This is a genomic window from Devosia alba (assembly GCF_039938915.1).
Classification (GTDB): Bacteria; Pseudomonadota; Alphaproteobacteria; order Rhizobiales; family Devosiaceae; genus Devosia; species Devosia alba.
In genome coordinates this window covers 23,734-41,804 of sequence record NZ_JBDUUI010000013.1, presented here as the reverse complement: position 1 = coordinate 41,804, position 18,071 = coordinate 23,734, and the positions used below count along the sequence as shown (strand labels likewise).

At 63.3% G+C, this 18,071-nt stretch carries 18 protein-coding genes; 8 read left to right on the top strand and 10 right to left on the bottom strand.

The features are described 5' to 3' along the window. Together ABFY71_RS16170 and glyS are read left to right on the top strand one after the other, a co-directional pair. The gene (locus ABFY71_RS16170) at window positions 1-1,911 is read left to right on the top strand and encodes a DUF2207 domain-containing protein (protein ID WP_347946986.1); all 1,911 of its coding nucleotides are present in this window, start codon (window positions 1-3) and stop codon (window positions 1,909-1,911) included. 68 nt (window positions 1,912-1,979) lie between these two features. Beyond that, complete coding sequence (glyS, locus tag ABFY71_RS16165; RefSeq protein WP_347946985.1) at window positions 1,980-4,004, top strand: glycine--tRNA ligase subunit beta; 2,025 nt, start codon at window positions 1,980-1,982, stop codon at window positions 4,002-4,004. Window positions 4,005-4,014: 10 nt separating this feature from the next. Here the strand turns inward: glyS and ABFY71_RS16160 are convergent, their stop codons facing one another. After that, on the bottom strand, window positions 4,015-4,347 hold the full coding sequence (locus tag ABFY71_RS16160; RefSeq protein ID WP_347946984.1) for a hypothetical protein: 333 nt from the start codon (window positions 4,345-4,347) through the stop codon (window positions 4,015-4,017). A gap of 254 nt (window positions 4,348-4,601) precedes the next feature. Between ABFY71_RS16160 and ABFY71_RS16155 the strand changes: the two genes are divergently transcribed. Beyond that, window positions 4,602-5,582: a DUF808 domain-containing protein gene (locus ABFY71_RS16155; RefSeq protein ID WP_305578549.1), complete on the top strand. Its 981-nt coding sequence runs from the start codon at window positions 4,602-4,604 to the stop codon at window positions 5,580-5,582. Here ABFY71_RS16155 and rnhA read toward each other — a convergent pair. The 3 genes from rnhA to ispH are packed head-to-tail and all read right to left on the bottom strand — an operon-like array spanning window position 5,579 to window position 7,516. Further along, window positions 5,579-6,025 carry a ribonuclease HI gene (rnhA, locus tag ABFY71_RS16150; RefSeq protein WP_305578547.1) on the bottom strand — a complete coding sequence of 149 codons (447 nt, stop codon included), beginning with the start codon at window positions 6,023-6,025 and terminating at the stop codon, window positions 5,579-5,581. The two genes, ABFY71_RS16155 and rnhA, sit on opposite strands and share 4 nt — an antisense overlap. After that, entirely contained in the window at window positions 6,018-6,548 is a 531-nt protein-coding gene (locus tag ABFY71_RS16145) for a GNAT family N-acetyltransferase (RefSeq protein ID WP_347946983.1), read from the bottom strand. Before ABFY71_RS16145 ends, rnhA begins: the two co-directional genes overlap by 8 nt. Then, complete coding sequence (gene ispH, locus ABFY71_RS16140; RefSeq protein WP_347946982.1) at window positions 6,545-7,516, bottom strand: 4-hydroxy-3-methylbut-2-enyl diphosphate reductase; 972 nt, start codon at window positions 7,514-7,516, stop codon at window positions 6,545-6,547. The genes ABFY71_RS16145 and ispH overlap by 4 nt, the downstream gene beginning before the upstream one ends. A 100-nt stretch (window positions 7,517-7,616) precedes the next feature. Between ispH and ABFY71_RS16135 the strand changes: the two genes are divergently transcribed. The 3 genes from ABFY71_RS16135 to ABFY71_RS16125 all read left to right on the top strand — a co-directional run bounded on the left by ABFY71_RS16135 (window position 7,617) and on the right by ABFY71_RS16125 (window position 11,765). Beyond that, window positions 7,617-9,899, top strand: coding sequence for a putative PEP-binding protein (locus tag ABFY71_RS16135; protein ID WP_347946981.1), 2,283 nt, complete (start codon window positions 7,617-7,619; stop codon window positions 9,897-9,899). Between the two features lie 76 nt (window positions 9,900-9,975). Continuing rightward, window positions 9,976-10,533 carry a hypothetical protein gene (locus ABFY71_RS16130; RefSeq protein WP_347946980.1) on the top strand — a complete coding sequence of 186 codons (558 nt, stop codon included), beginning with the start codon at window positions 9,976-9,978 and terminating at the stop codon, window positions 10,531-10,533. A 179-nt stretch (window positions 10,534-10,712) separates the two neighbouring features. Next, the gene (locus ABFY71_RS16125) at window positions 10,713-11,765 is read left to right on the top strand and encodes a cell wall hydrolase (protein WP_347946979.1); all 1,053 of its coding nucleotides are present in this window, start codon (window positions 10,713-10,715) and stop codon (window positions 11,763-11,765) included. On the opposite strand, the gene ABFY71_RS16120 is transcribed toward ABFY71_RS16125, so the two are convergent. From ABFY71_RS16120 to ygfZ, 3 genes are all read right to left on the bottom strand, one after another. Beyond that, window positions 11,766-12,284, bottom strand: a complete 519-nt coding sequence (locus ABFY71_RS16120; protein ID WP_347946978.1) for a hypothetical protein — start codon at window positions 12,282-12,284, stop codon at window positions 11,766-11,768. Window positions 12,285-12,407: 123 nt separating this feature from the next. Continuing rightward, window positions 12,408-13,010 (bottom strand): HD domain-containing protein, encoded by a 603-nt coding sequence (locus ABFY71_RS16115; protein ID WP_347946977.1) that lies wholly within the window; start codon window positions 13,008-13,010, stop codon window positions 12,408-12,410. Window positions 13,011-13,081: 71 nt separating this feature from the next. Continuing rightward, on the bottom strand, window positions 13,082-13,909 hold the full coding sequence (gene ygfZ, locus ABFY71_RS16110) for a CAF17-like 4Fe-4S cluster assembly/insertion protein YgfZ (protein WP_305578531.1): 828 nt from the start codon (window positions 13,907-13,909) through the stop codon (window positions 13,082-13,084). 68 nt (window positions 13,910-13,977) lie between these two features. Between ygfZ and ABFY71_RS16105 the strand changes: the two genes are divergently transcribed. Further along, window positions 13,978-15,312, top strand: a complete 1,335-nt coding sequence (locus ABFY71_RS16105) for a dihydroorotase (RefSeq protein WP_347946976.1) — start codon at window positions 13,978-13,980, stop codon at window positions 15,310-15,312. Window positions 15,313-15,401: 89 nt separating this feature from the next. Here ABFY71_RS16105 and ABFY71_RS16100 read toward each other — a convergent pair whose 3' ends face one another. Then, entirely contained in the window at window positions 15,402-16,274 is an 873-nt protein-coding gene (locus ABFY71_RS16100; protein WP_347946975.1) for an alpha/beta fold hydrolase, read from the bottom strand. Between the two features lie 119 nt (window positions 16,275-16,393). Here ABFY71_RS16100 and ABFY71_RS16095 point away from each other — a divergent pair, with 119 nt between their 5' ends. Further along, on the top strand, window positions 16,394-16,864 hold the full coding sequence (locus ABFY71_RS16095) for a MarR family winged helix-turn-helix transcriptional regulator (protein WP_347946974.1): 471 nt from the start codon (window positions 16,394-16,396) through the stop codon (window positions 16,862-16,864). Window positions 16,865-17,058: 194 nt separating this feature from the next. Here the strand turns inward: ABFY71_RS16095 and ABFY71_RS16090 are convergent, their stop codons facing one another. Continuing rightward, window positions 17,059-17,412 (bottom strand): hypothetical protein, encoded by a 354-nt coding sequence (locus ABFY71_RS16090; protein ID WP_347946973.1) that lies wholly within the window; start codon window positions 17,410-17,412, stop codon window positions 17,059-17,061. A gap of 336 nt (window positions 17,413-17,748) precedes the next feature. Beyond that, window positions 17,749-18,027, bottom strand: a complete 279-nt coding sequence (locus ABFY71_RS16085; protein WP_431021545.1) for a hypothetical protein — start codon at window positions 18,025-18,027, stop codon at window positions 17,749-17,751. Window positions 18,028-18,071: the final 44 nt, after the last annotated feature.

The following is an 18,071-nucleotide window of genomic DNA, read 5'->3' as shown; positions in this document are numbered from 1 at the left end:
TTGTACCGCCCGTTTATCGCCCTGCTGCTCGGGCTGCTGCTGGCATTGCCGGCATTGGCGCGTGAGGAAATCCGCGCCTATGCCAGCGATATCGCCATGGCGGTGGATGGCACGGTAACCGTTACCGAGACCATTGCGGTCAATGCCGAGGGCGAGGACATTCGCCGCGGGATCTACCGCGATATTCCGGTGGTCATGCAGGGCCGCGACGGTGGCAAGGTGCGGCCGGATTTCGACGTTATGGGCGTCTGGCGCGATGGCGCCACCGAGACCTATCGCGTCGAGCGCATGGGCGATTTCCAGCGCATCTGGATCGGCCATCCCGATGTGCTGCTGCGCCATGGACCGCACACCTATACCATCACCTACACCATGAGCCGCATGGCGCGGTCCTTCGAGGATCACGACGAGCTGTACTGGAACGTCACCGGCAATTACTGGATCTTCCCGATCCTGTCAGCGGAGGCCAGCGTGACGCTGCCGGACGGCGCCATTATCTCGGAGCTGGCCGGCTATACCGGCACCGTCGGCTCCACCGAGCAGGCCGTGGCCGTGAAGCGCAACGCGGACAATGCCGCCAGCTTCCGCGCCAGCCGTGCCCTTGGCGCAGGCGAGGGCATGACCATCGCCGTGGCGTTCAACAAGGGCATCATCCAGTACCCGACCGGTCTCGACGCCCTGGCCCAGTACCTGCTCGATCTGCGCGACAGCATCATCCCGGTGCTCGCTGCCTTGCTGGCCGCCGCCTATAATGCGCTGGCCTGGTTCCGCGTTGGCCGCGATCCGGAAAAGGGCGTCATCTTTCCGCGCTTTCATGCCCCCAAGGGCTTTTCGCCGGCGCTGGTGCACTACATCCACAAATGGGGCTTCAGCGACACCGGCTGGACCGCGCTGACGGCTGCCATCTTCAATCTGGGCGTCAAGGGCCTGGTCACCATCGACAACACCACCGACAATCTGCGCCTCAGCGTCACCGGAAAGGCGCCCGAAGCGCCCCTGACCACCGGCGAAGAGGTGATCTTTGAGTATCTGGAGGGCAAGCAGACCCTTGAAATCAACAAGGCCAGTGGCCCGGGCCTGAAGAAGAAGCTGCAGGCTTTCACTACCGCCATCGCGCAGGAAAATCGCGCGCTGTGGTTCAAGACCAATACCGGCTATTCCGTGCTCGGCTATGCACTGGGCATCGCGCTGCTGGCCGGCATGGTGTTCACCGAAATGCTCGATCCGCTCTGGCTGATCGGCGCCATTGTGCTGGGCATCCTGTTGTCCTCGCTGGGCGGACTGATCAGCAAGGGGTTCCAGAAGCGCTACCTGTCGCGCGTCTTTGTCGCCATCTGGGTGCTGATCATGGCGTCCAATGTGTTCGGCCTGGCGCTGGACAGCTTCTCGACGCTGCAGATCAATGTTGCGGCGATTTCGGCGGTCTCCATTGTCATGGTCACCATTGTATTCGCCTTCCTGATGCGGGCGCCCACCCTGCAGGGCCGCAAGGTGATGGACGAGATCGAGGGCCTCAAACTCTATCTCGAGACCGCCGAACAGGAGCGCATGAACATGGCCGACGCGCCGCCGATGACGGTGACCCGGTTTGAGCGCCTGCTGCCCTTTGCCATTGCGCTGGGGGTCGAGAAGCCGTGGAGCGAACATTTCGAGGCCGAACTGGCCCGTCACGCGGTGGAAGACGCGCCCGACCATTACGCGCCAAGCTGGTATCATGGTGGCACAATCGGCTCGGCAGGCCGGGCGGCCTCCAGCATGACCAATGCCGTCAGCGCTGCTGCCGCCTCAATGACCGCCGCCATGGTTGCCGCGCAACCGGTGCAGGCCAGCTCATCGGGGTTCTCCAGCGGGGGCGGCGGCGGTGGCTTTTCCGGCGGTGGCGGCGGCGGTGGCGGCGGGGGCGGCTGGTGAGGGGCGTGTAGACATCGCCGCTCGCTCAAGTTAAGCAAACCGCGCCTTCCCAACCCTTGGTATCTGTTATGCCCGAACTGCTGCTTGAACTGTTTTCCGAGGAAATCCCGGCCCGCCTGCAAAGGCGTGCGGCCGATGACCTCAAGAAACTGGTGACCAACGCGCTGGTTGATGCCGGCCTGGTCTATGAGGGTGCCAAGGCCTTTGTGACGCCGCGCCGGCTGGCGCTGACGGTGACCGGCCTGCCGGGCCGCTCGCCCGATACCAGCGAGGACAAGAAGGGCCCCAAGGTCGGCGCGCCGCAGCAGGCGATCGACGGCTTTCTGCGCGGGGCCGGATTGGCTTCAATCGACGACGCCACCATTGAGAGCGATCCCAAGAAGGGCGATTTCTATGTTGCGCGGATCGACCGGCCCGGTGCCGATGCGGTGACGCTGCTCTCGACCATTCTGCCCAAGGTGCTGAACGATTTCCCCTGGGCCAAGTCCATGCGCTGGGGGTCCGGCAGCTTCAACTGGGTGCGGCCGCTGCGCGCCATCACCGCGACATTTGGCGCCGAGAATGAAGAGCCGGTGGTCATCCCGTTCGACTCCAATGAACTGAGCGCGGGCCAGACCACCTATGGCCATCGCTTTCTGGCGCCCGAGCCCATCCGGGTGCGCCGCTTCGATGACTATGTGACGGCGCTGGAGCGCGCCAAGGTCGTGCTCGACATTGACCGCCGCAAGGACATCATCAAGACCGATGCCGAGCAACTGGCCTTTGCCCAGGGGCTGACGGTCATCGCCGATGAAGGCCTGCTCGAAGAAGTCGCCGGGCTGGTGGAATGGCCCGTGGTGATGATGGGGACGTTTGACCCCAGTTTCCTCAAGCTGCCCGAAGAAGTCATCATCGCCACCATCCGCGCCAATCAGAAATGCTTCTGCCTGCGTGATGCCAGTGGCAAGCTGGCGCCCAATTTCATCATCACCGCCAATACCGAAGCCAGTGATGGCGGCACGGTGATCACGGCGGGCAATGAGCGCGTCATCCGCGCCCGGCTCAGCGACGCCATGTTCTTCTATGCCGGCGATCTGTCCCTGCCGCTTGAGCATGGCCTGCCCAAGCTCGAAGACACCGTGTTCCACGCCAAGCTGGGCAGCCAGTTTGCCCGCGTCGAGCGGCTGGTGAAGCTGGCGGGCGAATTTGCGCCGCTGGTTGGCGCCGATCCCGAACGCGCCAAGCGCGCCGCCATGCTGGCCAAGGCCGATCTGACCACCGGCATGGTCGGCGAGTTCCCCGAACTGCAGGGCCTGATGGGGCGCTATTACGCCAGCGCCCAGGGCGAGCCGGCCGATATCGCGACGGCCATTGAAATGCACTACAAGCCGCTCGGCCCCACCGATCAGGTGCCCACCGAGCCGACCTCGATCGCTGTGGCTTTGGCCGACAAGCTCGACCTGCTGACCGGCTTCTGGGCCATCGACGAAAAGCCGACCGGCTCGCGCGATCCGTTTGCCCTGCGCCGCGCCGCGCTGGGGGTGATCCGCATCATCACCGAGAATGGATTGCGGCTACCGCTCAAGGTTGAGCCCGATCTGCTCGACTTCTTCCATGATCGCCTCAAGGTGATGCTGCGCGACTCCGGCGCGCGGCACGATCTGGTGGATGCCGTGATTGCCGAAGACAGCAACGACATGCTCCAGATTGCGCAGCGTGCCGAGGCTCTTTCAACGCTGCTGTCGTCGGCCGACGGCCAGAACCTGCTGGCGGGCTACAAGCGTGCTGCCAATATTCTGGCGGCCGAGGAGAAGAAGGACGGCATCAACTATATCGGCACCGTGAAGCAGGACGCGCTGGTGCTGCCGGAAGAAACCGCTTTGGCCTTCGCCGTTGATGCAGTCCATGCTGCTGTCGCCAGCCACGTGGCCAAGGATGACTACAAGGCCGCCATGGCCGAGCTGGCCACGCTGCGGGGCCCGGTGGACGCCTTCTTCACCGCCGTGATGGTCAATGATGACGATGCTGCGGTGCGTGCCAATCGGCTCAACCTGCTGGCGCGCCTGCGTGACACCATGCATCTGGTCGCCGATTTCTCCAAAGTCGCGGGTTAGGCGGCGTCGCCTAACGGGCGGCGCAGGTAAGGGGGCCGATACTGGTTTCGAAGGCGAAACTGGTGTCGCCATACTCGTCGGTGACGAAATGGCCGCGTAGTGCAATGTCGGCCAGCGGTCCGCTTTGCGCGGTGACCTGGTCGCCCGACGAGGTGACCTGACCCTGGCCGCGCGAAATCAGATCCGAGGCGATGTCATAATCGCCCGCCACAAACAGGCTCAGCGTGCCAAAGTCAGCGCCTTGACCATTGGTGCAGGCATAGATGCCCGGTGGTGGAAATTGCGCCAGCGCTGGCGCCGTCAGCGCGACAAAGCTGATGAACAGGGGAATGATGCGGATCATGCCGTGGTTATCCGATCCCCGGGCCCCATCATGCAACTCATAGTCGCGTGATCGCCTCGGTGCCGGCGGTTGGAATAGGTCTTTTGAACCCGTAGGGATGCCCATCCAGCAGTCCCCACAGGCGCGCGATGATGCGGCGGCCGGGGCGGACCGTGCCGGGACAATGAGAAGCCGGCACGGCCCCGGCAACAAATCAGCGTAGTTGTGCGTTGGAGTGGTTCCGATAAGGTGCGGCCAAACAAGGGATTTTGCGGATGAGTGTTGGTCTGCTTGCGCTGCTCGACGATGTTGCCGGACTGGTCAAGGTTGCGGCAGCATCGCTGGATGATATTGCGGGGCAGGCCGGCAAGGCAGGCGTCAAGGCGGCCGGCGCCGTGATCGACGATGCGGCGGTGACGCCGCGCTATGTCGACGGTTTTACCGCCGACCGCGAATTGCCCATTGTCGGCGCCATTGCCTGGGGCTCGATCCGCAACAAGATCCTCATCCTGTTGCCGGCGGCCCTGCTGCTCAGCACGTTCCTGCCCTGGCTGATCACCCCGCTTTTGATGCTGGGCGGCGGCTATCTCTGTTACGAGGGCGCCGAAAAGGTATTTCATGCCTTCGCGCCCCATCAGGCCGAAGCGCATGAAGCCAAGCTTGAGCCCGTCGCCATCAACGCCTCGACCCTGGAAGACCAGAAGATTGCCGGCGCCATCCAGACCGATTTCATCCTCTCCGCCGAGATCATGACCATTGCCCTGTCGGCCATCGAGGCGCCCGATGTGCTGACCCGCGCCATCATCCTGGCAATCGTGGCGATCGGCATCACCGCGGTGGTCTATGGCGGCGTGGCGCTGATCGTGAAGGGCGACGATTTCGGGCTGTGGATGGCCCGCCATGCGCGCAGCGGCGGGGGCAGGGCCTTTGGCCGGGCGCTGGTCAAGGGCATGCCCGGTTTCATGCAGGCCCTCAGCGTCGTCGGTACGGCGGCCATGATCTGGGTCGGTGGGGGCATTATTGCCCATGGCCTGGTGCAGTTCGGCATTACCGGACCGGAACACTTCATCGAGGCCGCGTCCGAATGGGCCGCGCATGCCATGCCGGCCATTGGCGGCTTCGCCGGCTGGGTCGTGATGGCGCTGATCGACGGCGTTGGCGGGCTGATTCTGGGGGCTTTGCTGATCCCGGTGGTCGGCACGGTAATCGCGCCGGCCTTCAAGGCCGCCAAGGGGCTGCTACCCGGCCGCGCCTAACGGCGGGTCTTGAACGGGGCCATGCCCTCATTGGCCAGTTGATCGGCGCGCTCGTTCAGATCGTGCCCGGCATGGCCCTTGACCCAGCGCCAGTCAATGGTGTGGCGCTTGGTCGCCTCGTCCAGCGCCTGCCACAGCTCGAGGTTCTTCACCGGCTTCTTGTCGGCCGTGCGCCAGCCATTCTTCTTCCAGCCCTTCATCCAGCTCTGCACGCCGTTCTTGACGTATTGGCTGTCGGTGTGCAGTTCGACATCGCAGGCCCGGGTCAGCGCATTGAGCGCTTCGATGGCAGCGGTCAGCTCCATGCGGTTATTGGTGGTCAGTTCGGCGCCGCCACACAGCTCCCTGGTCTTGTCGCCATATTGCAGGATGGCGCCCCAGCCGCCGGGACCGGGATTGCCCGAACAGGCCCCGTCAGTGTGGATGATCACAGTGTCAGTCATTGGCCCCCGGCCGGTTGTAGACGTGGAATTGGCAGACCAGCCCGCCCGGCTCGGTCTCGATATGGGTCGGGGTCATGCCGATGCGCCGCAGCACGGCCAGTGACGGCGCATTGCGGACATCGGCAAAGCCGATGAAGTGGTTGTGCCCGGTCTCGGCAAAAATCCAGTCTCGCAACCCCGCTGCCGCCTCGCTTGCATAGCCCTGACCGTGATGTTCCGCGAACAGGGCATAGCCTATCTCGGGTTCACCGGTGCGGGGATAAATGCCAAAGCCGGCCCGGCCAATCAGCGCACCATCGGCTTTGCGGGTCACCCGCAATTTGCCGAGGCGGCGGGTTTCGAACAGCTCAATCCAGCCCGCCAGGGCCTGCGCGGCCTTGGCTTCGGACCAGGCCTCGCCCTCCAGTGACAGATATCTGGCGATCGCCGGATCGCCGTGCAGCCGCACCAGATCGGGCAATTGCTCCATGCTCCAGCCGGACAGCCTGAGCCGATCGGTCTCAAACAGCAATCGATCCGTCATTGCGCAGCAGCGCCAGCGATGGTGCGCAACTCACGCGGAATGTTGAAGGCGATGTTCTCCCGCGCTGTGACGCGCGCCTCGACCTTGATCTCATAGCGCTGGGCGAAGGCTTCGATCACCTCGTCGACCAGCTTCTCCGGCGCCGAGGCGCCCGCCGATACGCCCAGCGTCTTGATGCCGGCAAAGCGGTCCCAGTCGATGTCGGCGGCGCGATCAACCAGCATGGCGATCTTGCAGCCCGCCCGTTCGGCAACTTCGACCAGGCGCAGCGAATTGGACGAATTGGGCGACCCCACCACGATCATCGCATCCACCTCCGGCGCCACCGATTTGATGGCCTCCTGGCGATTGGTGGTGGCGTAGCAGATGTCTTCCTTGTGCGGTCCATTGATCGCCGGGAACCGCTGCTTGAGCGCGGCAACGATCTCGCGCGTGTCATCCACGGACAGGGTGGTCTGGGTGACAAAAGCCAGGGTCTGCGGATCCTTGGGCTCAAACACCATGGCGTCGGCCACCGTTTCGACCAGGGTGATCGCCCCGACCGGCAGCTGGCCCATGGTGCCGATCACCTCGGGATGGCCCTTGTGGCCGATCAGCACGATCTCGTGACCCTCGGCAAAATGGCGCTGCGCCTCCACATGCACCTTGCTGACCAGCGGGCAGGTGGCATCCAGAAAGAACATGTTCCGCGTCTTCGCATCGGCCGGCACCGATTTGGGCACGCCATGGGCGGAGAACACTACCGGCGCCTCGGTGTCTGGGATCTCATCGAGTTCCTCGACGAAAATAGCCCCTTTGTCGCGCAGACCATCCACTACATATTTGTTATGCACGATGGCGTGGCGGACATAGACCGGCGCGCCGTATTTCTCGAGGGCGAGTTCAACAATCTGAATGGCACGATCGACCCCGGCACAAAAGCCGCGGGGGGCGCAGAGCAAAATGTCTAGATGTGGCCGCTTTTCCATATCAGATCAGATGCTTTCGACACGGCGACAAGTCAAGTCTTGTTGCAGCGGCCAAGTCGCGCAGGCATGATGGCATTGTAATCAGGACAAGGACTTACCAGTGAGTTTGGCGCAGGAAATGTTCGCTATCGCCCCGGCCATGGGAAAAGCGAATCTGTCGGCCAGCCAGCTCAAACTGCTCAGCGGCAAGGCCCGCTGGATTTACCGGGTCGGCGAAGCCGGTTTTCCGACCGTTCCCACCATTGTACTGACTCGCGCGGCCTGGGAGGCGCTGCAGAACGAACGGACCCGCAAGGATATCCGCCTGCGCACCCACTGGGTGGCCTGCCTGTTCAAGCTGGTCGGCAAGGACGGCACGCCGCCGCCATTGGTGGTGCGTACCTCTGCGGCCACCCATAATGGCGGCCTGATGCCGGCCAAGCTCGGTATTGGCGCCCCCGCCCATGCCGAGGATTCGGTCGACCCCAATCGCCCGCTGGCCAAATCCATCAAGCAAGCCTTTGACAGCTATGGCTTCGGCCAGGGCTGGACCGCCCGTCCGCACGAAGATCGTGGTAAGCAGATCGTTCTCATTCAGGCCCAGGTCGAGGGCAAGATCGAGCAGTTTCTGACCCGCAATGGCACCACCGGCGCCCTGGGGCCGGCGCCGCTCGATGGCGCGCCTCTGCCCAAACTGCCCGAATCGGCGGTGGCGCTGGTGGCGCTGGTTGATGCCAAGGCGGGCCGCCACATGTGCTGCGCCGTGGCCATTCGACACGGTGAGTTGCAGTTCCTGTCCGCCCGCCCGTTCCAGGCCTCGCCTGCCGCCGATCTGGAGGCGGCGGTCGATCGGGTCAATCGCAAGGTCTGGTCACCGCAAAACGCCGTCAGCCGCGTCGATCCGACCCGGCTGGCCCAATTGCTGCACCCGCGACTGAAATCCACCCAGGGCGCGATCCCGATTGCCAAGGGGCTTGGCGTGTCGCCCGGGGCCGCCAGTGGCATGATCGTGTTCAATCCCGAGGATGCGGCCCGGCTGCGGGCCCGCGGCAAGCACTGCATTTTGGTGGTCAACGAGACCGGACCCTCCGACATTGACGGCATGAAGGCCGCCACCGGCATTCTGACGGCCCGCGGTGGCATGTCCAGCCATGCCGGCGTGGTCGCGCGCATTACCGGCAAGCCCTGCGTGGCGGGCGTGCGGACGCTGTCGGTCGATGCGAGCGAGATGGTGTGCTGGATCGGCGAGCGCGAGTTCCGCAGTGGCGATCTGCTGACCATCGATGGCAGTGATGGCGCGGTCTATGTCGGCACTTTGCCCTTGGCCCAACCCCATATTGGCGGGGCCATCCGCACGCTGCTCGACTGGTCCGACGCCAGCCGCACCATTGCCGTGCGCACCAATGCCGAGAGCATCGAGTCCGCGACGACCGCGCTGAGTTTTGGCGCCGAGGGGATCGGCCTGGCCCGCAGTGAACACATGTTCTTTTCGCCCGAGCGCATGGTGGCCCTGCGCCGCATGATCCTGAGTGAAAACGAGGATGACCGCAGCCAGGCGGTCAATGGCTTGGTCGACTATCAGACCGGCGATTATTCGGCGCTGTTTTCAACCATGCAGGGACGACCGGTGACCGTCCGGCTGTTTGACCCGCCGCTGCACGAATTCCTGCCGCGTACCGATGACGATATCGAAGAGACAGCCGCCTCGCTGGGCCTGGCGGTGCGGGCGCTGCGGCTGCGGCTTGATCGCATTGCCGAGGTCAATCCCATGCTGGGCCATCGCGGCGTGAGGCTGGCGATCACCTATCCCGAAATTCTCTCCATGCAGATGCAGGCCATCATGGCCGGGGTGCGCGCGGCCAGCGAAACCCAGGACGAACCGGTGGCGGTGGAAGTCATGGTGCCCTTTGTCTCGACAGCCAGCGAAGTGGCCTTTGTGCGCGAGCGCCTCAACACCATTGCCGCCAATTCGGGGCTGTTGCGCACCGAAAGGGTCAAGCTCTCCTTTGGCACCATGATTGAGCTGCCGCGCGCCTGCCTGCGGGCCGGTGACATCGCCCAGATGGTCGATTTCTTCTCCTTTGGCACCAATGATCTGACCCAGACCACTTTCGGCATCTCGCGTGACGATGCCCCCACCTTCCTTGCGGCCTATCAGCGCAAGGGCATTTACGAGCGCGACCCCTTTGTCACCATTGACGAGAAGGGGGTGGGTGAATTGATCGCCATCGCCATAGCGCGCGGCCGGGCGGCCAATCCGCGCCTCAAGATCGGCATTTGCGGTGAGCATGCCGGCGATCCGGCATCGCTGCAGTTCTTCTCCGGCCTGGGTGTCGACTATGTCAGTTGTTCGCCCTATCGTGTTCCCGTTGCCCGGCTGACGCTGGCGCAGACCTCCGCTTAACTTGCGGATACACAATCCCTATATGCAAAGGGAACGAGCTGGCACAGGCCGGCGCAAGGGATGGGATAATACCACCGTGAAACGACTGTCGGCTCTCGCACTGTTGCCGCTCTTTGCAGCACCCGTACCCGTGGCAATGGCCCAGAGCGGGGTATCGCAATGCGTGTCGATCGAGAGCGATGTAGAGCGGCTTTCCTGCTATGACGGCCTGTTTCGCAGCCCCCAGACCAACCAGGATGGCTTGAGCGTCACCCTGCAGTCCGAGCAACTGATCCCCGCCTGGCCCAGCGGGCGCGGGTCCGCCACCATGGTGGTCAATTGTGCTGACGACGTGCTCAGCGTCGCCTTCACCTTTGCCGGCAACACCATGTCGGCGCTGGGGCGCGACGCCGGCATTACCCTGCAATATGATCTGCAGGCCCGGCGCAGCAGGACGCTTCCGGTCAACGAAGACAACACCGCCATCGTGCTGGACAATTCACGCGACGCCGCAGAGTTTCTCGATGGATTGGCGGGTGCCACCAATCTGACGGTTCGGGTCACCCCGGTGAACCTGCGCTCGCTCTCGGTGCGCTTCCGCGTGGATACCTTCATGCCTGCCGTCAATGACGTACGGGCCGCCTGCGGCGTCTGATCGCCGAGAAAATCCCCCGATCACAGCAATGCCCATTCCCGGCCATGGTTAGGCCACTGCCACGCCCGAAACGCTGTTTACGCGCTGCTAACCCTAATCAGTCATCATCACGATTGTCGGCATTTTAGCGTCACTTGTTGCCGGTCAGTAGTTTTGTTGCGTTGTGTTGAGTTGCGTAGATGGTTTTTTCCCACCGGCCCGTGGCGCATTGGCGCCCGGCCAAAGCGATTCGTCGCCTGCATCCCACGTCCAGGTTTCTGGCGCTGGGCCTGCTTGGTGCCCTGAGCTACGCGGGACTGACCGGCGGGGCCTTCGGGCCGGCCTCGGACCTCCCCGACAACAGTGCCGCACGGCTCAACCTAGTGAGCGCCAGCCTGTCCTATACCGGCATCGATCCCGTCATCACCGGCTCGGTCAACAACCTGTTTGACAGCGTCAGCTTCACCGGACCCAATCGCGCCGAAAAGGGCGATCGGCTGCGCCCGGCTGTCGATGTTCTGGCACTGTCGCGCAGCTTTGCCGAAGCCCGCATCCGCCTGGCCTCGCTGCGCTCGGGCCCTGACGACCCGACGCTGGCGCAGAACCATTTTGCCGATATCGCGCCGACCGGCGACGTCGAAATCGGCCCGCGCATGTCGATTGCGGCCATCGACCCGTCAGCCATCAACCCGACCGCCGCGGCGGCGCTGGACGCCATTGCCGGCATCGCGCCAACCCTGTCGACGCCCCTGCCGGTGCAGGCATCCGAGCAACTTGCCTATGCCCGCGAAACCGCGCCGGTTACCGGTGGTTTTGCCCAGGGTGAAGCTGTCGCCACCTCCGAAAAGGAACTGTGGTGCCTCTCGACAGCGATCTATTTCGAGGCCCGCGGCGAAAGCTATCGTGGTCAGGTTGCGGTCGCCCAGGTGGTGCTCAATCGCGTCAATGACCGGCGCTATCCCGGCACCATTTGCGGCGTGGTGTTCCAGAACCAGACCAAGCGCAACGCCTGCCAGTTCTCCTTCGCCTGTGACGGCATCCCCGAATATATCAACGACGCCAAGTCATGGGCGCAGGCCGAAGACATTGCCGAGCGCTTCACCGATGGCGAGCTTTATCTGACCGAAGTGGCGGACGCGACGCACTATCACGCCACCTATGTCCGCCCCGCCTGGGCGCCGCGCATGACCAAGCTGAGCCAGATCGGGCTGCACGTATTTTACCGGTTCAAGCGCGGCTGGCTGTTCGGCTGATCAGCAGACCGTATAGTCTTTGCCGCTGACGCAGGTGGTGTCGCCCCACTGGGTGACCCGCGTCGTGCCGGACCGGATATAGAAAAACGACTGCCCAAGGCGGCTGGTGAAGCCGTGCCACTGGCCGCCGCTCCAGAACGAGAAACGGTTGCGGCTCGGGGGCACTTCGTCGACGGAAATGCCCGGATATTGCACGTTTTTCGAGAACATGGCGTCGCTCGAATAGGTGCCGGTGGCGGTGTTGGCAATGGTCACATAGGTCACCCGGCCGGCCTCGATCTTCTTGACCACCTGTGACGAGATCGGGTCCTGCGACACCCAGTCTTCGGACTGGATCTGGTATTGGCGGCCTTCGAACTTGACCAGTTTAGTGGTGTCAAAGCCCGGCGCGAACACCGACTGCACCATTTCGTCGGCAAAGCTCTCGATCACGATACCCGGGCCGGTCACGGCCAGTGCAGAGGCGCAGACCGCGCCGAGTGTCATACCCAGCAGCATGTGGCGGTTCGGCAGGTCCATGGTTTGTGTCCCGGAATGATGCGGAAGGTGGTTTCCTATTAACCGATTAGAAACCATAACCCTGCTTCACGCAAAGTTCATCACCCGTTAAGGTTAATATCCACAGCGCCCAAGCTGTTGGTACTACACGGAAATTGCTTCAAAGGCGGCCACAAAGCGATCATGCGCCTCGCCCGTCGGCCAGGGGCGGATCAGCCGGTCGAACGCCTCGACGTCAAAGGCCGGCTGGCTGGGCGCGCCGAAAAACTTGCGGGCCTCGGCATCCTCGAACCCTGCCAGATGCACCGCTTCGAAAAACGCCGCCTCGCGATCGGCTTTCTTGACCAGCTTGGCCACCGGTCCGCTCATCGCCGCGGGCAGGGAAAAGCGCAGGAATATCGCCGAGAGCAGCCGGTTCTCAACGTCCTTGTAATTGCCGCCCATGGCCGCCTTGAAGGGCGAGATGATGTCGCCCATCACATATTCGGGGGCATCATGCAGCAGCGCCTGCAGCCGGCTGATCGGTACTGCATCGGGACTGGCGGCGCGGAACAGCTCGAGCACCAGCACCGAATGCTGGGCCACCGAAAACGGATAGTCGCCATAGGTCTGGCCATTCCAGCGCGCCACGCGGGCCAGGCCATGGGCAATGTCGGAGAGTTCGACATCCATCGGCGATGGATCAAGAATATCGAGACGGCGCCCCGACAACATGCGTTGCCAGGCGCGTGAACTGGTCCGTGCCATCTTGCCCCGATTGGTTAGCAGACTGTTACCATCGAGCTTATCAGTTGAGCTCGATTCGCTAAACTCGGCGGCTAGTCTTCAGCAACAGCGTCGCCAAAGCCATATTCGGCCCAGACGGGCAGGGACAGCTGCACCGGCCTGCCATCGATGGTCACTGCAGCGGGGTCGGTAATACGGTCGAGGCGCAGAATGGCCACGGCCATGCCATCGGCAACCTGACCGATCGTGCCGGCGTCCCGCCCGCCACAGCTCACGGCGCTGCCAGCGGGGGCGACAATGCCCGAGACGATTACCGGGCGGCGGCGGGCAGTGCCCCGATGCTTCATCCGGCTGACGACCTCCTGGCCGACATAGCAGCCCTTGGCGAAGTCGATGCCTTCGAGAATGTCGAGGCCGACATCGTGCGCGAAGGCGTCATTGGCGGGGTAGTCATTGCCTTGATGGGCAATGCCGACGCTGATCCGCTCGGTCTGGTAGAAATCGTCGTTCTGCACCCAGCCCGCCGTTTCTTCCACCGGCGCAATGGTGCGCCAGCCCATGGCGAGCGGGCCCTGTCGATCGGTGTGGCGGATGCCGCTGGGTTCTTCATCCTGGGCAAAGCCGACACGGTGGGTTTCCCGTAGATCGTCGATGACGGCCTGGGCGCGCAGGCGATACATTTTCATGCGCTTGAAGAAATCGTCAGCGACCGATTGGTGCACATCCACCCAGATGCCGTCCGGGGCGTGACCGGCCAGGCCCTCGGCCAGTATCTTGCCCTGGGGGGAGAGCAGGGCCCAGGCGGCGGCGACTTCGCCCTCGGCGGGGATCGGGCCGGTCACCACATCGTTGAGCAGCTTGTGGGCGTCAGGGCCGGAAAACCGGAATACGGCACGGTCGGCGCGCAAATGGATGGTCATGGTCGCTTGCCTCCAGGTCGCTGCCTCCGCTAAACCGGCGTGATACGGGCAATGGCAGGATCAGAGACATGGCGCAGTACGACACAATTTTCAAGAACGCGACACTGCTCAACCATGATGGCGAAGGCCTGGCCGATGTCGCGGTGCGCGCTGGCCGTATCGCTGCCCTTGGTGATCTGTCGGGCGACAGCGCCCGTGAGATCGTCGACTGCACCGGCCTGCACATCCTGCCCGGCGTCATCGATACCCAGGTGCATTTCCGCGAGCCCGGCCTGACCCACAAGGAAGATCTGGAGTCGGGATCGCTCTCGGCCGTGATGGGCGGCGTCACCGGTGTGTTTGAAATGCCCAATACCAACCCGCTGACCACCAGCCGCGAAACCTTCGAGGCCAAGATCGCCGCCGGCGCCAATCGCATGCATTGCGACTTTGCCTTCTATATTGGCGGCACGCACGAAAATGTCGATGAACTGGCCGCGCTAGAGCGACTGCCCGGCTGTGCCGGCATCAAGGTGTTCATGGGGTCGTCCACCGGCTCGCTGCTGGTGGCCGATGATGACGGCGTCGAGAACATTCTGAACGCCATTTCCCGCCGCGCCGCCTTCCATTCCGAAGATGAATTCATGCTCGAAGCGCGCAAGCATCTGCGCGTCGAGGGCGATCCCTCGAGCCACCCCGTCTGGCGCTCGCCCGAAGTGGCGCTCAACTGCACCAAGCGGCTGGTGGCTTTGGCCCACAAGACCGGCAAGCGCATCCATGTGCTGCATATCTCCACCGCCGAAGAAATGGTCTATCTCGCCGACCACAAGGATGTCGCCAGCGTCGAGGTGACGCCCCATCACCTGACCCTGGACGAGACCGCCTATGAGCTTCTGGGCACCTATGTGCAGATGAACCCGCCCGTCCGGGACGCGATCCATCGCGACGGCATCTGGGCCGGGGTCAGCAATGGCGTCGCCGATATTCTGGGCTCCGACCACGCGCCGCATACGCGGGAGGAGAAGGACCATGCCTATCCCGCGTCCCATTCGGGCATGACCGGCGTGCAGACCCTGGTGCCGATCATGCTTGACCATGTGAACGCGGGAAAACTCAGCCTGCAGCGCTTTGTCGACATGACCAGCGCCGGCCCCAACCGCCTGTTCGGCATCGCCAACAAGGGCCGCATCGCGGTGGGCTATGATGCCGATCTGACCATTGTCGATCTCAAACGCCGCGAAACCATCCGCAATGCCGACGTCAAGAGCCGCGCCGGCTGGACACCCTATGATGGCGTGACGGTCACCGGCTGGCCCGTGGGCACCATTGTGCGCGGCAAGACGGTGATGTGGCAGGGCGAACTGGTCACGGCCTCGACTGGTCAGCCGATGCGGTTCCTGGAGGCGCTGCCACAGCAGGCATAGCGCTCGGTGGCTTCGGCAGTCTGGGGGAGGGGACGGGAAGCTCTCAGCTCACCGGCCGAATAGGCTTTCAAGCCGCTTCCCGTGTTGCCTCAATGAGTCTGGTCGACTGCCCCGATGAATTCCAGCATTGCAGCCGCCAGGGCGAGTGGGGCTTCCAAGGCGATGTAGTGGCCGGTGTTCGCGATGGTGCAGGTCTTCAACTGGCCCGGGGCGGCGGCAGCGAAAGACTGGGCAGTGAAACTGGAGCCATTCTGATCAATGGCGAGCGTCGGCACGGTCAGCGGCCTGGCGGCGACCAGAGCCTTGTATTCTTCGACTTCACGCAAGTTGCTGCTGTAAATCGACTGTGCACCCGTCCAGCCGCCAGGGCGCGCGTAGCCGCGGATGAATTCGGCGATGTCGGCCGCTCCGATGGCGGCGGTGGTCGTCGTTGGCGGGGCGAAGATAAACTCGGTCAGCAGCTCGGTCTCACGCCCCTTGAAGAAGCACTCGGCCGCACCCGGCTTGGCGAGTGTGCCGAAATACCAAGCGATCAGCGGATTGGCGAGGATTTCGAGGCCGAAACCCGGCAGGCCGGTTTCAACGGCGATGAAGCTCTGCACATCCTGCGGATGGGTGGCGGCCAACCGGAAAGCCAGCGGGCCCGAAAAGTCCTGCGCTGCCAGATGGACGGGACCAAGGCCGAGATGGCTGATCAGCGCATGCAGGTCGTCGGCCATGGTCGTGCTGCTATCGCCCGGCTTGGCGATGTCGGAGGCGCCGAAACCACGCAGATCGACGGCAAAGACGCGGTGGGATTTGGCCAGTGCAGGGATGACCTTGTGAAAGGTCCACCAGGTTTCCGGCCAGCCGTGGACCAGCAGGATCGGTGACCCTTCATCACCAGCGGAAACATAGTGCAGCCTGGTGCCGCTGAGGTGAACGTGATGGTGGGCGACTTCGGGAATGGTCGATGGCGTCATGGTCTTTTCCTTCAAGGACAACTCGGTTGTCTATTTAGGAGTTAGACACCCTGGTTGTCGATGTCAATCGGATTAGACATACTGGTTGTCTTTTCTGTCCGATTGCGTTAGCGACGGGCATGAGCAGAAAAGGTGCCGATCTCGCATTGCTTCTTCTGGGCGGCTTCCGGCAATTGGCTGAGGACGCGGGGGCCGAGTTGCTGCGCCGTGGCTATCCGGAGCTTCGTCCGAGCCAGGAATTTGCCATGCGGGCAATCGCCGGCGGAGCCGACAGCGCATCCGAACTGGGCCGCCGCTTGTCGATCTCCAAACAGGCGGCCGCAAAGGTCATCAGCGTGTTGGAGGAACGCGGCTACGTGACGCGTATGGATGATGCGAAGGATTTCCGACGCAAGCTGCTGACCGTTACGCCCCTCGGTCATGAGGTCATGGCGCAGGGCGAGGCCATCTTCGATGACCTGCGCGCCGCCTGGGCCCGCAAAATCGGTGAGACGGCGCTGGATCGTCTGCAGTCCGACCTGTCGATACTGATCGGGAATGCCGCTGTCGATCTGGACGCACCAGGCATGACCGGGCTTGAAGAGGACTAGCTGCGAGAACGTCAGCTTTCGGCCGAACGGGTCGTTGGCATAAGGTGGCCCCCAGGGACCGCAGACCCAGGAAGCGCGTCCTACTGTCGAGAAAGGGCGTGTCATCCCGCCGGGCAGCACAATACCGTATGCTGCCTGACGGGCGCATCCAGGCGTATGGAATGATTGGTTTGAAGCCGCCTGGATTTCAGTGGTTACCGCTTGGGCAGGTTCCAATCCTTGCGGTCTTCCTTGGCGTCGGTTCCCAGCCCCAATCCCTTGCCGGCAGTATTCTCTCCGGTGGCGCCGTCGAGGTCGAACCCTGGTCTGTCGTGCTGTTCTTCAGACGGAACAGGGTTTGCCTCTTCAGTCTCGGGGGCGTCATCCGCACTGGGGCGCTGATTGGTGGGCACGTCCTTGTACTCATCGATCCTGACGCCGGTGCTGTCCAGGCTTTGCCCATCCCGCCGCTGCGACTTATCGCGATTGCTGAGGATGTCATCCTTGCGGACCTTGTCGTCGTCCAAATTCGTCATTGCGCCGGTGCCACTTTGTTGGCCTGCTGCCATGGTGTTGCTCCGTTTGTTCGCATCGCAGGAGGCGATGCCCAATAGAACACAACGAGCTGCGCGAGCGATGGATGCATGGATTTGTCAATCACATCGGGTAACCCCACCCGGCTTGCGCGCAATGTCGGCCACTTCGGCCAACCCGCGCGCATTTCAGAAGCTACCCAGCCGCTTTGGCTGATGAAGCGTCAGTAGCGGTGGCGTAGCCGAAGTCGCCCTATTGCGGCGAATGGCAGCTATCGGGGTTTTCCTGATTTATCGCGAATGGTTGAGATGGGGCCGGAAGCGGCGGCCCCAGTCCCTGAATTGCAATGGCAGCGTTCAGGCCTGAACCGCCTACTGCAGGATCTTGTCGAGGTTGTATTCGCCCGAGCGAATCCGATCGGGCAGCATGGCGACCAGGTCGGCGGCGGCTTCATCGCCGTGCAGCTTGACCAAAGTGGCCAGCGCAGCGAACAGCGACGCATGGGCGAGCGAGCCGGTCTGTACGCCGTCTTCTTCGGCCTCATTCCAGGCCTCGGCCAGATATTCCAGCGCCAGCTGGCGCTCGCCGCTTTCGCGGTCAAAAACGCCCAGTCCGGAAGCGGGGGCAAACATGGTTTTACTCGTCGTCATGATACCTCGGGTAGCACAGGCGATTGCGGCGGGCGCGGCAGAAG

Bases quoted from the DNA above. Each gene is read 5' to 3' on its own strand.
- ABFY71_RS16145 (WP_347946983.1), bottom strand. From the start codon at position 6,548: ATGACGGATCGATTGCTGTTTGAGACCGATCGGCTCAGGCTGTCCGGC.
- ABFY71_RS16125 (WP_347946979.1), top strand. From the start codon at position 10,713: ATGGTTTTTTCCCACCGGCCCGTGGCGCATTGGCGCCCGGCCAAAGCG.
- ABFY71_RS16120 (WP_347946978.1), bottom strand. From the start codon at position 12,284: ATGGACCTGCCGAACCGCCACATGCTGCTGGGTATGACACTCGGCGCG.
- ABFY71_RS16090 (WP_347946973.1), bottom strand. From the start codon at position 17,412: ATGGCAGCAGGCCAACAAAGTGGCACCGGCGCAATGACGAATTTGGAC.
- ABFY71_RS16100 (WP_347946975.1), bottom strand. From the start codon at position 16,274: ATGACGCCATCGACCATTCCCGAAGTCGCCCACCATCACGTTCACCTC.
- ABFY71_RS16085 (WP_431021545.1), bottom strand. From the start codon at position 18,027: ATGACGACGAGTAAAACCATGTTTGCCCCCGCTTCCGGACTGGGCGTT.
- ABFY71_RS16115 (WP_347946977.1), bottom strand. From the start codon at position 13,010: ATGGCACGGACCAGTTCACGCGCCTGGCAACGCATGTTGTCGGGGCGC.
- ispH (WP_347946982.1), bottom strand. From the start codon at position 7,516: ATGGAAAAGCGGCCACATCTAGACATTTTGCTCTGCGCCCCCCGCGGC.
- rnhA (WP_305578547.1), bottom strand. From the start codon at position 6,025: ATGACTGACACTGTGATCATCCACACTGACGGGGCCTGTTCGGGCAAT.
- ABFY71_RS16155 (WP_305578549.1), top strand. From the start codon at position 4,602: ATGAGTGTTGGTCTGCTTGCGCTGCTCGACGATGTTGCCGGACTGGTC.
- glyS (WP_347946985.1), top strand. From the start codon at position 1,980: ATGCCCGAACTGCTGCTTGAACTGTTTTCCGAGGAAATCCCGGCCCGC.
- ABFY71_RS16160 (WP_347946984.1), bottom strand. From the start codon at position 4,347: ATGATCCGCATCATTCCCCTGTTCATCAGCTTTGTCGCGCTGACGGCG.
- ABFY71_RS16095 (WP_347946974.1), top strand. From the start codon at position 16,394: ATGAGCAGAAAAGGTGCCGATCTCGCATTGCTTCTTCTGGGCGGCTTC.
- ygfZ (WP_305578531.1), bottom strand. From the start codon at position 13,909: ATGACCATCCATTTGCGCGCCGACCGTGCCGTATTCCGGTTTTCCGGC.
- ABFY71_RS16105 (WP_347946976.1), top strand. From the start codon at position 13,978: ATGGCGCAGTACGACACAATTTTCAAGAACGCGACACTGCTCAACCAT.